The 14,532-nt window shown below is 36.0% G+C and carries 12 protein-coding genes and 2 pseudogenes; 8 read left to right on the top strand and 6 right to left on the bottom strand.

Translation table 11 applies throughout. The features are described 5' to 3' along the window. Nucleotides 1-21 precede the first annotated feature (21 nt). Nucleotides 22-489: pseudogene (locus tag C4E06_RS26400) on the bottom strand (response regulator transcription factor); the annotation flags it as partial. Between the two features lie 63 nt (nucleotides 490-552). After that, nucleotides 553-1,515 (bottom strand): hypothetical protein, encoded by a 963-nt coding sequence (locus C4E06_RS26395; RefSeq protein WP_107671307.1) that lies wholly within the window; start codon nucleotides 1,513-1,515, stop codon nucleotides 553-555. A gap of 357 nt (nucleotides 1,516-1,872) precedes the next feature. Between C4E06_RS26395 and C4E06_RS26390 the strand changes: the two genes are divergently transcribed. The 4 genes from C4E06_RS26390 to C4E06_RS26375 all read left to right on the top strand — a co-directional run bounded on the left by C4E06_RS26390 (nucleotide 1,873) and on the right by C4E06_RS26375 (nucleotide 7,318). Then, the gene (locus C4E06_RS26390; RefSeq protein WP_107671306.1) at nucleotides 1,873-4,128 is read left to right on the top strand and encodes an ATP-binding protein; all 2,256 of its coding nucleotides are present in this window, start codon (nucleotides 1,873-1,875) and stop codon (nucleotides 4,126-4,128) included. A gap of 15 nt (nucleotides 4,129-4,143) precedes the next feature. Beyond that, nucleotides 4,144-4,593 carry a response regulator gene (locus tag C4E06_RS26385; RefSeq protein WP_107671305.1) on the top strand — a complete coding sequence of 150 codons (450 nt, stop codon included), beginning with the start codon at nucleotides 4,144-4,146 and terminating at the stop codon, nucleotides 4,591-4,593. Between the two features lie 12 nt (nucleotides 4,594-4,605). Beyond that, on the top strand, nucleotides 4,606-6,438 hold the full coding sequence (locus tag C4E06_RS26380) for a diguanylate cyclase (RefSeq protein ID WP_107671304.1): 1,833 nt from the start codon (nucleotides 4,606-4,608) through the stop codon (nucleotides 6,436-6,438). Nucleotides 6,439-6,787: 349 nt separating this feature from the next. Continuing rightward, nucleotides 6,788-7,318: a hypothetical protein gene (locus C4E06_RS26375; RefSeq protein WP_107671303.1), complete on the top strand. Its 531-nt coding sequence runs from the start codon at nucleotides 6,788-6,790 to the stop codon at nucleotides 7,316-7,318. Between the two features lie 48 nt (nucleotides 7,319-7,366). On the opposite strand, the gene C4E06_RS26370 is transcribed toward C4E06_RS26375, so the two are convergent. Genes C4E06_RS26370 through C4E06_RS26360 form a run of 3 tightly spaced genes read right to left on the bottom strand, consistent with a single transcriptional unit; the run spans nucleotide 7,367 to nucleotide 8,227 of the window. Next, complete coding sequence (locus tag C4E06_RS26370) at nucleotides 7,367-7,594, bottom strand: type II toxin-antitoxin system HicB family antitoxin (RefSeq protein WP_107671302.1); 228 nt, start codon at nucleotides 7,592-7,594, stop codon at nucleotides 7,367-7,369. Nucleotides 7,595-7,616: 22 nt separating this feature from the next. After that, a complete protein-coding gene (locus C4E06_RS26365) occupies nucleotides 7,617-8,003 on the bottom strand; it encodes a type II toxin-antitoxin system VapC family toxin (protein WP_107671301.1) in 387 nt (128 codons plus the stop codon). After that, a complete protein-coding gene (locus tag C4E06_RS26360; protein WP_107671300.1) occupies nucleotides 8,000-8,227 on the bottom strand; it encodes a type II toxin-antitoxin system Phd/YefM family antitoxin in 228 nt (75 codons plus the stop codon). Before C4E06_RS26360 ends, C4E06_RS26365 begins: the two co-directional genes overlap by 4 nt. A 396-nt stretch (nucleotides 8,228-8,623) precedes the next feature. Between C4E06_RS26360 and C4E06_RS26355 the strand changes: the two genes are divergently transcribed. Further along, nucleotides 8,624-12,607: a magnesium chelatase subunit H gene (locus C4E06_RS26355; protein ID WP_107671308.1), complete on the top strand. Its 3,984-nt coding sequence runs from the start codon at nucleotides 8,624-8,626 to the stop codon at nucleotides 12,605-12,607. 311 nt (nucleotides 12,608-12,918) lie between these two features. On the opposite strand, the pseudogene tnpA reads toward C4E06_RS26355, so the two are convergent. Next, a pseudogene (tnpA, locus tag C4E06_RS26350) lies at nucleotides 12,919-13,333 on the bottom strand (IS200/IS605 family transposase). A gap of 31 nt (nucleotides 13,334-13,364) precedes the next feature. Between tnpA and C4E06_RS29140 the strand changes: the two are divergent. The 3 genes from C4E06_RS29140 to C4E06_RS29130 form a co-directional block, all read left to right on the top strand. Continuing rightward, a complete protein-coding gene (locus tag C4E06_RS29140; protein WP_232826389.1) occupies nucleotides 13,365-13,940 on the top strand; it encodes a helix-turn-helix domain-containing protein in 576 nt (191 codons plus the stop codon). Nucleotides 13,941-14,013: 73 nt separating this feature from the next. Next, the gene (locus tag C4E06_RS29135) at nucleotides 14,014-14,133 is read left to right on the top strand and encodes a hypothetical protein (protein WP_232826388.1); all 120 of its coding nucleotides are present in this window, start codon (nucleotides 14,014-14,016) and stop codon (nucleotides 14,131-14,133) included. After that, nucleotides 14,111-14,532, top strand: a 422-nt coding sequence (locus tag C4E06_RS29130) for a transposase (protein WP_339377116.1), incomplete at its 3' end; no start/stop codon positions are given. The genes C4E06_RS29135 and C4E06_RS29130, both read left to right, overlap by 23 nt.

Below are 14,532 nucleotides of genomic sequence, written 5' to 3'. Positions count from 1 at the left end.
GCGTAAAAAAAAACTCTAATAACGATATTCTTTTGGACTTAAACTTAATATTTGTTGTTTATAAGTCACTTCACAACTACTGGGATCAACAGACAAGTCTCCCCAAGTTAAAACAGGTGGTAAGGACGTTTCTCCTCGACGGAGTAAAGCACGGACTCTTGCTGAGAGTTCTTCGAGGTCAAAAGGCTTGATCAAGTAATCATCAGCACCTGCATCAAGACCTTTGACCCTATCCTGAATGGTATCTCTGGCGGTCAACATCAAAATGGGGGTTTTGCAGCCATTAGCCCGTAGTTGTTGACATAAAGAAATCCCATCGAGTTTTGGCAACATGATATCTAAGACAATGAGATCATAATCAAAAACATCTAGAAACTCTCTAGCTGCTTGCCCATCCGATGCGACTTCAACGATATAGTTTTGTTCGTCAAGATATTCTTCAATGGGAATGATAATGTTTTCATCATCTTCGACAACTAAAATTTTCATGATGCTGATGGATGGAATTTACTAAAAAAAGTGAGCAACAACGATCAGCAACACCCGAAAAGGTTATTCCGGATTGACCATGCTAATCTGAGGAGGATTAAAACTACCAGGGCGATTTTGTCCATAATGAGCCAGCCACTTTAACGTATCTGGGTCAATACCGGCCTTTCTCGCTGCATCTTCTAGGGTTTTACTATCGCCTTTACGCAAGGAAAGAATGGCGGTTTGAACTTTTTTGTAGTTCTTGGTGCCATAATTGAGTTCATTTCGATTATCTGCAACAATTAATCCCACAGATAAGTCATTAGCTAGAGTAATGGGCTGATCTAAAGGGGTTCTCGCTTGGGGAGCAGTGATGGAATTAGAGACTAATCGGGCTTGGTGTTGATGGGTTTGATTCAAATCTGCCGCCGAGACAAAACCTTGAGGACTCATTTGATTAACCTCTTGGTTAGAAGGTTGATAACCAGCAAACAACTTATCTATCATGGCGGTGTAGACCATAACATCAACCTCAGAAGCCGATTCAAGAGGTTTTTTCTCCTCGATAACAGCTACCTCTGCTTTTGGAGAAGCTGGTTTTGAAGGATTGGCTACTAATTTTTGCCGAGGTGGCTGGGGTGCTTTGGTTTGGGAAACAGTGACTACCTTTGCTGAAACAGGTCTTGTCGGAGAAACCTTTGATACAGTAGCCAGGGTTTGGGGTCTAGAAACAGGTTGGACTCGAGTCGGAGTATTATCAACGGATTGACGATTAGCCAATATGGGGTTAACAGTTGTCCGTTGTTGAGAAGCTTCTAACTTAGCTTGTAACTCATTTTTCTGAGCTTCGAGTTTGTCAAGCTTCTGCTGGTACTTGGGGGTGTCGTCTTGAATATTCCGATGGAATTTTGAAGAGACATTATCGGCCGCAGCCTGGTTGGTTGACTGGTGTTCATAGAGAGCCATAATGAGAAGAAAAGAAGGAAGTACAACGGCTCCGTTGATCAGCAATAGGGTTTTAATGACATCGAGTAATACTTTCATCAGTAGGACTCCTCACATAATATAGCTATCTATGATAGCAATCTAAATGGCTTAATTTTACATGGGTTTAACTGTTTATCATTTTTATAGATTTGAATCATGCTAATAAAAGAGCCGTAAAATCATCGATACCGTTCGCAGAAAGCTTGATGTTAACAAGCTTTGCCCTGACCTACATCTATTTGTAATTGATAAGTGTCAAGATTTTGTCAAGACTGTTGAGAAAATTTTGAGCTAGTCAAATCAGTTAAGTTGGATATTAGAGAATTGCTAGTTTTACCCCCTTACTGACTCTCTAGGTGATCTTCACTCAAGGAGAGAAAACGTTTTACTCACTCGATCACGTTCTATAAAAAAATGAATAACACTCATCAAGAAGTTCCCATTCATAAGATAGGTTGTATTCAACCTCACGGTATTTTATTGGTTTTAGAAGCATCAGAATTAATGATTATTCAAGTGAGTCAAAATACTGAAACTCACTTAGGAATTTCCCCCGAAGAATTATTAGGTAAGAAATTAGATAGGATTATCAGCTCTAATCAAATCGAGCAAATAAAGCCCTATCTTGAAGAAAAAGAGTTTCCAGGGATGGACTGTTTAGAAGTAATCGTAACTAATCATAAAAATGAGAAGTTATTTTATATTGGACATATTCATCGTTATGAACAGACTCTGTTGTTAGAACTAGAAAAAGATACGAATCAAGAAGAAGTTTCTTTAATTGATTTTTATCGATCTAGTGAATTTTCTGTTTCTCAAATCAACAATGATTTAACGTTTGACCAACTTTGTCAAATTTTTGCCCAAGAAATCCGTAAAATATCGGGTTTTGATCGGGTTATGCTCTATGAATTTGATTATGATTGGCATGGAAAAGTGATTGCAGAATCGAAAATTGAAGACATAGACTCTTATTTAGGATTACATTTTCCTGCGGGAGATATTCCTCCCCTATCGAGACATCTTTTTAGTTTACAACCTTTAAGATTTATTCCCGATGTCAATTATAGGCCTGTTGGATTTTTTCCTGAAACTAATCCTATCACACAAGAAGCTTTAGACCTTAGTTTCTCTATTTTAAGAGGGGTTTCTCCTATTCATATAGAATACTTACAGAATATGGGGGTTGGTGCTTCTATGACGATTTCTTTAGTTAAAGACAATCAATTATGGGGATTGATTGCTTGTCATCATAAAACGCCTAAATTTGCTAGTCGTGGACTAAGAATGGCTTGCAAATTATTGGCTAAAATTTTATTATTAGAGTTAGCTAATATTAGAAGAACCCATAATTATCAGTATCAAGTTCAGATTCAAAATAAAGAAAAAGATTTAATTCAAATAATTTCCAATAAACAGAATTTATTTGAAAATTTAAGACAATATAAGCGTCAGTTTTTAGATTTATTTGAAGCTGAAGGATTAGGAATTTATCTCGGAGATCATTACGATACCCTGGGACGCTGTCCTCGTAAACAACAAGTAATTGAGTTAATTGAATGGATACAAAATAATTATCATCAACCCATATTTTATACTAATCAACTGCCCAAAATTTATAAGAAATCCGAAGCTTATAAAACCATTGCTAGTGGGGTTTTAGTAATGAGTTTATCTAATAATCCTTGGCAATATATTTTATGGTTTAGACAAGAACAAAAACACATGGTCAATTGGGCAGGTAGTCCTAATCAACTGGTTTATCTTGATAAGAATCAAAAATTGCATCCGAGACATTCTTTTAAACAGTGGCAAGAAATTGTCGATGGAAAATCTTTACCTTGGCAAACTATTGAAATAGAAACTGCTTTTGGGTTAAGAAAATCTATGTTAGAAATTGGATTTCAAGAAATGAATCAACTGAACCAATTAAATTATGAATTACAACAAAAAAATCAAGATTTAGATGCGTTTGCTTACATTGCTTCCCATGATCTTAAAGAACCCTTGCGAGGAATTTATAATTATGCTAACTTTCTTCTAGAAGATTATGGCGATCGCTTAGATAAAGATGGAGTCTATCAGTTAGAAACCCTAGTACGTTTAAGTAAAAAAATGGCCAATCTTCTTGACTCCTTACTCGAATATTCGAGACTGGGAAGAGCTAATTTTTCCTATGAAGAAGTTAACCTTAATGAAGTGATCGAACAAGTCTTAGATATGATCAAAGGAAGATGGGAAGAAAACTCAGTTACCTTAAATATTCCTCGTCCTCTACCTATTATTAAAGCTGACGGCGCAAGATTATATGACTTGTATATAAATTTGCTTAGTAATAGTATAAAATATAATGATAAAGAAGACAAAATCATTGAAATTGGTTATTTAAACGAAACAGAGATGTTATCTAAATTTTCTCATCACCAACTACATCAGTTAAATGATCCGCCATTCATTTTTTATGTTCGAGATAACGGAATTGGAATTTCTTCTGAACACCAAAGGAAGATTTTTCAAATATTTAAACGATTACATCCCCCTGAAAAATATGGAGGAGGGACAGGAATTGGTTTAACCATTGTTCAAAAAATTATAGAACGTCACGGGGGAAAGATTTGGCTTGATTCTATTGTAGATACAGGTACGACTTTTTACTTTACATTAACCTAATCATCAATTGTTTTAATGTCAAATTTAGTTTCTAAATCCTTTTTATTGTTAGTTGAAGACAGCGACGAAGACTTTACCGCCTTTTTACGATTTAGTCGACCTTTTCTTCAAGAACATCCGGTTAAACGTTGCCGAAATGGAGAAGAAGCGTTACAATTTTTACAAGAGATTGATTCTACTGTTGACGATCATCAGAGTGATTATCCGTCTTTAATTCTTCTTGATTTAAATTTACCGGGTCTTGATGGAAGAGAAATATTAATCCATATTCGAGAAAACCCTCAATGGGAAAACATTCCGATTCTGATTTTCAGTAGTTCTAACGATCCCAAAGATATTAATTTTTGTTATAAACAGGGTGCAAAAAGTTATATCCTTAAACCAATGGATATTGGTCACCTAAAAAAGACAATTCAGACTCTTTGGGAATATTGGTTTAATATTGTTGTTCTTCCTCCTAAATAGACTTTATGATATATGTTCCCTCAACCTTTTACCGTATTAATTATAGATGATAATCAAGAGGATAGGTTTGTCTTTAAACGCTATCTAAGCAACCAAAATGAGCAAAATTATCATGTATTAGAAGCTTCATCAGGAAAGGAAGGATTAGAGATTTTAAAGACGGTTCACGTTGATGGGGTTTTATTGGATTTTCGTTTACCTGATGTGGATGGAATCGAATTTTTAAAACAATTACAGCACAAATTTTTTTATAGTCACTTTGCTATTATTATGTTAACGGGAGTCGGTAACGAAACTGTTGCCGTCGAAGCCATGAAAAATGGCGCACAAGATTACTTAATTAAAGATAATTTAACCCCAGAAAGTTTACATAAATCACTTTATTTAGCCATTGAAAGAATTAAACTGCGTCGAGAATTAGAACAAAGTGAACAACGATTTAGAGGAACCTTTGAACAGGCAGCCGTGGGAATTTATCATATTAATTTGGTGGGAGAATTCTTAAGATTTAATCATAAATTTTCTCAAATTACAGGTTATTTACCAGAAGAATTACAAGAAAAGACCTTAGAAGAAATTATTTGTCCTGAAGATTTACCCTTCTATCAAAAACAACTCAAAAAACTGTTAAATTATCAGATAAAAACATTAATATTAGAACAAAGACTAATGGGTATTAATGAGAAATTAGTGTGGATTAATCTCACAGTTTCTATCATTAACAAAAAAGATGGTCGTCCTGATTACCTCATGGGAATTGTTGAAGATATTCAAGAAAGAAAAGAAACAGAAATACAACTCAAAAATACTAATGAGCAATTAAAGGCAATTGTTGAAAAACTGGCCAAACAAAACCAAGAAAGAACCCTATTAAATCGAGTGAGTCAATATTTACAAGCTTGTAATAATTTAGAAGAAGCTTATAATATTTTAGCGGATTTAATTCAACCTTTATTTCCCGATTGTTCTTTAGGCATTTATCAACTCAATGATCAGCAAACCCTTGCTAGTTTAGTCTCCTATTCTGGGGATTATCTCAATAGTAAAAAAGAATTTAGAATCTCTGAATGTTGGGCATTACGTCAGGGAAAAGCCCATTATAATGATGTCACTCATAGTCAATTATTTTGTCCTCATGTTGAAACCAATTTATTGACTAAAGCTACCTTATGTTATCCTATTATCGCTCAAGGAAAAACCTTGGGAATTCTCCATATTAGTGCCACTGATCAAAGTAAATTAACCCCAGAAACGGAACATCTAACGGAAACGGTGAGTGATTATATTACCTTATCTTTAGCCAATTTAAAGTTACAAGAAGATTTAAAAGAACAAAGTATTAGAGATTCTTTAACGGGATTATTTAACCGTCGTTATCTTTATGAATTTCTAACAAAAGAAATCGCTCAAGCTGAAAGATATCAAACAGAAATTGGTATTATTTTAATGGATATTGATCATTTTAAACAAATTAACGATAATTATAGTCATGGGTTAGGGGATGTGGTGTTAGAGGAAATTGGAGAATTTTTAAAGAATAATATTCGCGAGTCAGATATTGCTTGTCGCTATGGGGGAGAAGAATTTATTTTGATTTTTCCCTATGCTAGTTTAGAGAATACTTATCAACGGGCAGAAACCCTCAGACGAAAAATAAAACGTCTTAATTTTCGCTATCAACAACATCATTTAAACGGGGTAACGGTATCCGTCGGTGTTGCAAGTTTTCCTAGTCATGGCACCACTGGAGAAGAAGTGGTACATCATGCCGATCTTGCCCTTTATGCAGCCAAAGATCAAGGACGCGATCGCACAATTATTTACACTAAAAGAAATAGGGAATAGGCAATGGTTCTCCCCCTCTCCTTCTCTGTCAATAATTGCTGTAAATTGTTGTATTTTTTGCATTGTTATTAATACTAATTAGATTTCTTTTTACCATTCTAACTGGTAATTTTATGATTAATGTTAACTCTTTACTGAATTTTGAGAATACTAAGTATGAAGTTTATTGCTCAAATTATGTTCAAAATTCCTAATTTTCAAACTTTGGTTAAAGCTTTAAGAAGCTGATCTTAAAATAAATATTAAATCTTGTCTAAGTGAATGGTCTAGAATATACAAGTTAGCGTATATTATACTCTAGGTAATGTAAACTACAAAATAAGAGATCGCACTCTAAAAATGAATCATTATGAATAACTCTACTCAATTGACACTAGAAATACTAAAACTTATAGCTTCTTTTTTGACTCCTGTAATAATTCTTATTTTTGGAATCGTTATTAATCGAAAGTTGGAGAATGCTAAATCTATTTTATCAAAAGAAAAAGATTGGCAAACTTGGTGGGCAGATAAACTTTTGAATGTTTGTCATAACTATAACTCAAGCATTACTGATATTGTCGTTTATCTATCCCAAGCGATCCGAATTAGTGAAGAACAACTTTCTGGTTGGGAAAATGAACTGCATGAAAAGGAGATAAAACTACGAGAAGCGTTAAGAAGATTAGAGTATCTAGACTGGGAAATTAAGAATTATACACAATTTTCCCACAAACACGGTTATAAGGTTTTAGACAAAGCTAAACAGCTTTTTAGCTTAATCGGTAATCTTCAAAAAAACAAGCAGGGCAACCTTGAAGACATTAGAAAATTACAATTTCAATTTAACAAAGCAGTTAGACTTGCTCATGCAGAAATACTTGAATTACCTTCCAGATGAATTTAATTAATAGATACTGAATAGATAATGAATGAAAAAAATAATAGATTATAACTTAACTCTAATTGATTTAGGTTCAGGAATCTGCTCCCCATCTTCTAGTAACATCAATAAATGAACCCTAACCGCTTCTTTAATTTCTTGTATTGCTTCTTCTTGACTATCACCATGTGCCATAACTCCTAACTCTAAACATTTAGCTAAATAAGCATTATCTTCTGCTGAAAATTCAACTAAATAAGAATAGTTTTTAATATATTCTAGAATATTGGTCATTTTTCTCTTAATTACTAAATTTTTACCATAATCTTGTGATAGGATAATTATCAAATACAGAGTCAACACTAAGAATAGTTAAATTTTCTGTTATTGCTTGAGCAATTATTAGACGATCAAAAGGATCTTTATGATTAAAGTCTAGCTGTTTGAGTGTATCTAAATGTTGAGGACTAATCCCTAGTAATTTTATATCATTGTCATACACTTGATCTCTTACTAAATCAGATATAGATAATTGTAATTTAAGCTTACCAATACTTACCTTAATAGCTATCTCCCATAGACTAGCAATACTCAAAAAACGTTCATTACTTTGGTCTTCAATTAAAACTCTAGCATTTTGACTAAGTTTTGAACTACCAGCAATAAACCACAAAAAAGCATGAGTATCAAGTAATAGTTTCATGGTGTATATTCATCAAACTCATTTAAAGATTCATCAAAATCATCTGACATTTCAATTAAACCTTTTGCACTTCCGAATTTTGGCCTAGGTTTTTGTGATTTTAAAGGCAAAATTTGAAAAGGTTGTCCATCATTATTAATAATGATAACCTCTTCCCCTTGTGCTGCTTTTCTTATTAATTCTTCTAATTTATCCGTTGCTTCTTTTAAATCAATCTTTTGCATATTATTTATTTTTGTTCGCTTCAAGTTAATACATCTACATTTATTATAACTAATCCCTTAAATGACAATAACCCGTCAAGTCTATAATATCTATTGTCTTTCATCAATAATGAAATTAAATACATTTAATAGTTAATTTGTCAAGAATAAAATAAATAAATTTTGTAAATATAAACTTGAGTAAACACTCACTAAATTTGTCAATATTTGTAACAAAATATGTCATTTTTCTTTACAAAATGTGTCAAATCATGGAGTAAACACTCCATTCGGCCTCATTTTCTGATACAAACACAGAGGAGTGTTATTTGATTTGGGGGCCTAACGTTCTCCTTGGATGTTGCCGTGTTCCCAACTTATTTAGACCATCATAAAAACAAAGGAGCCTTATCATATATGTTTACCCATGTCAAGTCCACCATTCGCCATATCGTTCCAGAGGCAACCAATGGTCGTTCTTTGCTAAAGGTGGTCTATGTGGTGTTAGAACCTCAGTATCAAAGTTCCCTTTCGGCGGCCGTTAAAGCCATTAACAAGAAGAATCCGAAGTTAGCCATTGAAATAAGTGGTTATTTAATAGAAGAACTGAGGAATCCTGAAAATTATGAAGAATTTAAACGAGATGTAGCAGAAGCCAACTTATTTATTGCTTCTTTAATTTTCATCGAAGACTTAGCGGATAAAGTGGTTGAAGCGGTTAAGCCTCACCGTGATAACCTAGATGCGGTGGTGGTTTTCCCTTCAATGCCGCAAGTGATGCGGTTAAATAAGTTGGGTAGCTTTTCTATGGCCCAGTTGGGACAGTCCAAAAGTGCGATCGCCCAATTTATGCGCAAACGTAAGGAAAATTCCGGGGCAAGTTTCCAGGATGCAATGTTAAAATTATTGCGAACCCTGCCTCAAGTGTTGAAGTATCTACCGGTAGAAAAAGCCCAAGATGCTCGCAATTTTATGTTAAGTTTCCAATATTGGTTAGGGGGTTCCTCTGAAAACTTAGAGAACTTCTTAGTCATGTTAGCTCATAAATATTCTTATCCGGATCTGTTTGGAGATAAACAGGTTGACTACAAAGAACCCATCGTTTACCCTGACATGGGTATTTGGCATCCTTTGTCCATGAAAATGTTTGAGGATGTGCCGTCTTATCTCGAATGGTATAACAATCGCAGTGATATTTCTGATGATTTAAAAGATCCTCTGGCCCCTTGTGTCGGACTAATTTTACAACGGACTCATCTTGTTACCAAAGATGATGCTCATTATGTCGCTATGGTGCAAGAATTAGAATGTATGGGGGCAAAAGTAATCCCTGTGTTTGCTGGGGGGTTGGACTTTTCTAAACCCGTAGAAGCTTATTTCTGGAAAGGGGATAAAGAGAGGGTTCCTATTGTTGATACGGTAGTATCCTTGACGGGTTTCGCTTTAGTCGGAGGCCCAGCGCGTCAGGATCATCCTAAAGCGATCGACTCCTTAAAACGCCTCAACCGTCCCTATATGTGTGCGTTACCCCTAGTCTTCCAAACCACAGAGGAATGGGAAGAAAGCGATCTCGGGTTACATCCGATCCAAGTCGCCTTACAAATAGCTATTCCTGAACTAGACGGGGCCATCGAACCCATTATACTCTCAGGACGGGACGGAAACACAGGACGAGCGATCGCATTACAAGATCGCATCGAAGCAGTGGCCCAACGGGCCATGAAATGGGCTACCCTACGGAAGAAGCCTAAACTCGATAAAAAAGTGGCGATTACGGTGTTTAGTTTCCCCCCCGATAAGGGAAATGTGGGAACTGCCGCCTATTTAGACGTATTTGGGTCTATTTATGAAGTTCTTAAAGCCTTACAGGGGAATGGATACGATGTGCAGGATATTCCTGAGTCTCCTAAAGAACTCATGGAAGCGGTGATACACGACGCACAGGCACAATATGCTTCTCCTGAGTTAAATATAGCCCATCGGATGTCTGTGGAGCAATATGAACGGTTAACCCCCTATTCTGTGAAGTTAGAAGAAAACTGGGGACCCCCTCCTGGACATTTAAACAGCGATGGACAAAATTTACTGATCTATGGGAAACACTTTGGTAACGTCTTTATTGGGGTACAACCCACCTTTGGTTATGAAGGTGATCCCATGCGGTTACTGTTTTCAAGATCCGCTAGTCCTCATCATGGTTTTGCTGCTTATTACACCTATTTAAACCAAGTTTGGAAAGCCGACGCGGTTCTACATTTCGGAACCCACGGTTCTCTGGAATTTATGCCAGGAAAACAGATGGGTATGTCCGGTGATTGTTATCCCGATAGTCTTATCGGAAACATTCCCAACCTATACTATTATGCGGCCAATAATCCCAGTGAAGCCACCATTGCCAAACGACGCAGCTATGCAGAAACCATCTCTTATTTAACCCCTCCTGCCGAGAATGCAGGGTTATACAAAGGACTGCAAGAATTAAGTGAGTTAATTGGTTCTTATCAAACCTTAAAAGATGGGGGTCGGGGTGTTCCTATTGTTAACACCATCATGGATAAATGTCGCTTAGTGAATTTAGATCAGGATATCGATATTCCTGATGTGGATGCTAAAGACATGACCCAAGAAGAACGGGATAATATTGTCGGTTTAGTTTACCGAAAATTGATGGAAATTGAATCTCGTTTATTGCCTTGTGGACTCCATGTTGTGGGTAAACCTCCCACCGCAGAAGAAGCGATCGCAACTTTGGTAAACATTGCATCCTTAGACCGAGAAGAAGAAGGAATTACTTCCTTACCTCGCATTATTGCTGATAGTTTAGACCGAGATATTGAAGAGGTCTATCAAAACAGCGATCGGGGTATTTTAGAAGATGTGGAATTGCTACAACAAATCACTTTAGCCACCCGTGAAGCGGTCGCATCTTTAGTCAAAGAACAGATAGATGCAGAAGGAAGGGTATCTCTTGTATCCAAGCTTAACTTTTTTAACATGGGTAAAAAGGCTCCCTGGGTGGCAACTTTACACGATTTAGGTTACACAAAAGTCGATCAAGATAAGTTAAAACCCTTGTTTGAGTACCTAGAATTTTGCTTAGAACAGGTTTGTGCCGATAATGAATTAGGAGGGTTACTAAAAGCATTAGAAGGGGAATATGTATTACCTGGTCCTGGTGGTGATCCTATCCGTAACCCCAACGTTTTACCCACCGGTAAAAACATCCATGCGTTAGATCCTCAGTCCATTCCTACTCTAGCTGCGGTCAAGTCTGCAAAAATAGTTGTAGATCGTCTCATCGCACGTCAAAAAATCGATAATGGTGGCAATTATCCCGAAACCATTGCTTGTGTATTATGGGGTACAGATAACATCAAAACCTATGGTGAGTCCCTGGCACAAATTATGTGGATGGTAGGAGTTAAACCCGTACCCGACGCATTAGGAAGGGTCAATAAATTAGAGTTAATTTCCCTCGAAGAATTAGGAAGACCTCGTATTGATGTTGTCGTCAACTGTTCGGGTGTATTCCGTGACCTCTTTATTAACCAAATGAACTTATTAGATCAAGCGGTTAAAATGGCAGCAGAAGCAAACGAACCCATCGAAATGAACTATGTTCGTAAACACGCTTTACAGCAAGCTGATGAAATGGGAATAAACCTGCGTGAAGCAGCTACCCGTATCTTTTCCAACGCTTCTGGTTCCTACTCTTCTAACGTTAACTTAGCGGTAGAAAATAGCAGTTGGGAAGAAGAAAAAGAGTTACAAGATATGTATCTCAACCGTAAAAGTTTCGCCTTCGATTCAGACAATCCTGGTATAATGAAAGATAACCGCAAAGTGTTTGAATCAGCGTTAAAAACGGCAGATGCAACCTTCCAAAACTTAGATTCTTCGGAAATTAGTTTAACGGATGTGTCCCATTATTTTGACTCTGATCCCACAAAAGTGGTGGCAAACTTACGAGGAGACGGTAAAAAACCCTCTGCTTATATTGCCGATACTACTACTGCTAATGCACAGGTTCGTACCCTCTCTGAAACCGTCCGTTTAGACGCACGTACCAAGTTATTAAACCCTAAATGGTACGAAGGAATGTTATCCCATGGTTACGAAGGTGTGAGGGAACTTTCTAAGCGGTTAGTGAATACAATGGGATGGAGTGCAACCGCAGATGCAGTAGATAACTGGGTGTATGAAGACGTAAATACAACCTTCATTGAAGATGAAGAAATGTGTAAACGTCTGATGAATTTAAACCCAAATTCTTTCCGCAAAATGGTCGGTACATTACTCGAAGTTAACGGACGAGGTTATTGGGAAACCTCCGCAGAAAACTTAGAAAGACTGCAGGAATTGTACCAAGAAGTTGAGGACAAAATTGAAGGAGTAGAATAAGATAGTAGGGTGGGCAATGCCCACCTTAACTTTTAAAAATGGGTAAACTAAGTAAATTAATTTTTAAAAAGTATTTAATAATCTAAACATCTTCTTTTATCTTTGATCCAAATATTCTTCATTATCCAGATATTCATTAATATTTTCTAAAATTTGTCTCAAATATTTGATAACTCTGTCACTAATCTCGACAAGTTCATTAGCAGTTGCACTTTTTCCAACTTAAATGTCGGTAAGGGGTCTCCCCTTATACGAATGTTAGGGGGAGGGGAATTACCGACCAAAAAATAAACCGACCATAGGGAGTCCTTTTAAACAGGAGATTGTTGTTTTTCAACATATTGTTTAAGTTGTTCAATCGTTACACCACCGCAAGTAGCAATAAAATAAGAACCAGTCCAGAACACAGGTTTTTGTCCATAAAATTGAGTTAAATGATCTGAAAAATCTTTTCTGATTAAACGAGAAGAAACAGTTTTTTAAATTAGCAATAAATTTACTAAGTTGAACTTTAGGATTAAACTCAACAAGTAGATGAACATGGTCTGTTTCACCATTAAATTCTACTAATCGACAATCCCATTTACTGCAAGTATCTGTGAAAATTCGTTGCAGACGAGATAGGATGTCAGGGGTAATGACTTTTCTCCGATATTTAGTCACTAAGACAATATGTACGGCAAGTAAGTAAACTGACCTATTTTCTTTACTATAACTATTGTTCATTAACAACGATAAGTGCTACAATAATAGTATTATGATACTGACATTTGAGTACCGAATCAAGCCTAATCAAAAGCAAGCAGAGTGTATAAACCAGTGGTTAGAACTTTTACGTCGTCACTGGAACTATGCGCTAGGTCAGCGTTTGGACTGGTTAAGACGGACTCGATGTGCTATTGATAGATGCAGTTTAATTAGTGAAACCATAGGAGAAATACCAGAAAAAGTTAATTATTACACTCAACAATCAGATTTAAAACAGACAAAAACTCTCTTTCCTGACTACAAAAATATCTACTGCGAAGTTCAACAGATGAATCTTCAAAGATTAGAAAAAGCCTGGAAAAGATGGTTAGTTCCAGATAAAAAAGGTAAAAGAGGAGGGCGACCTAGATTTAAAAAAGCTGGTCAATTAAGGTCTTTTAGTTTTTCGAGAGTTAATCATCCCAAAGCTGTTATCAAGTTTCAAAATAATTGTCTTTGGACAAAAAAATGGGGAGCTATACCAGTTGTAATCCATCGTCCGATTCCTGAAAGTTTTATTCTTAAAACAGCTACAATCGTTAAAAAAAGCAGATGGATACTATGTCTGTATTACAGCAGAAGATGAGACGATTCCGAATGTTATTCCCATAGATAATATCAAATCAGCAGTTGGAATTGATGTAGGATTAAAAGAGTTTTTGACTACCAGTCAAGGAAAAACAGTTGCTGTTAAAAAGATTTATCGCAATCGACAAAAGCATTTAGCTCGTCAACAACGTAAATTAGCCAGAAAAAATAAAGGGTCAAAAAAACTATGAGAAACAACAAAAAAGAATAGCTTTAACTCATCAAAAAATTGCTAGATATCGAAAAGACTGGCACTACAAAACAGCACATTGGTTGGTCAATAATTATGATTTTATTGCTTGTGAAGACTTAAACATCAAAGGGTTAGCTAAAACTAAATTGGCTAAGAGTATTTTAGATGTCGCTTGGGGAAATTTCTTAACAAAATTAGAAGCAGTGGCGGTAAAACGCGGCGTTTGGTTTGTCAAAGTTAGTCCTCATGGAACGACAGTAAATTGCTCAAGCTGTGGTCATAAAGTTCCGAAAACACTATCAGTTAGATTACATGAATGTCCGAAATGTAATTTGACAATGGATAGGGATGAAAACGCCGCAGTTAATATTATAAAAAAGGCATTGCAAATACATGG

It is taken from the genome of Cyanothece sp. BG0011 (assembly GCF_003013815.1).
In the GTDB taxonomy this organism is placed as follows: domain Bacteria; phylum Cyanobacteriota; class Cyanobacteriia; order Cyanobacteriales; family Microcystaceae; genus Crocosphaera.
This window is presented reverse-complemented; position numbering and strand designations above follow the sequence as displayed.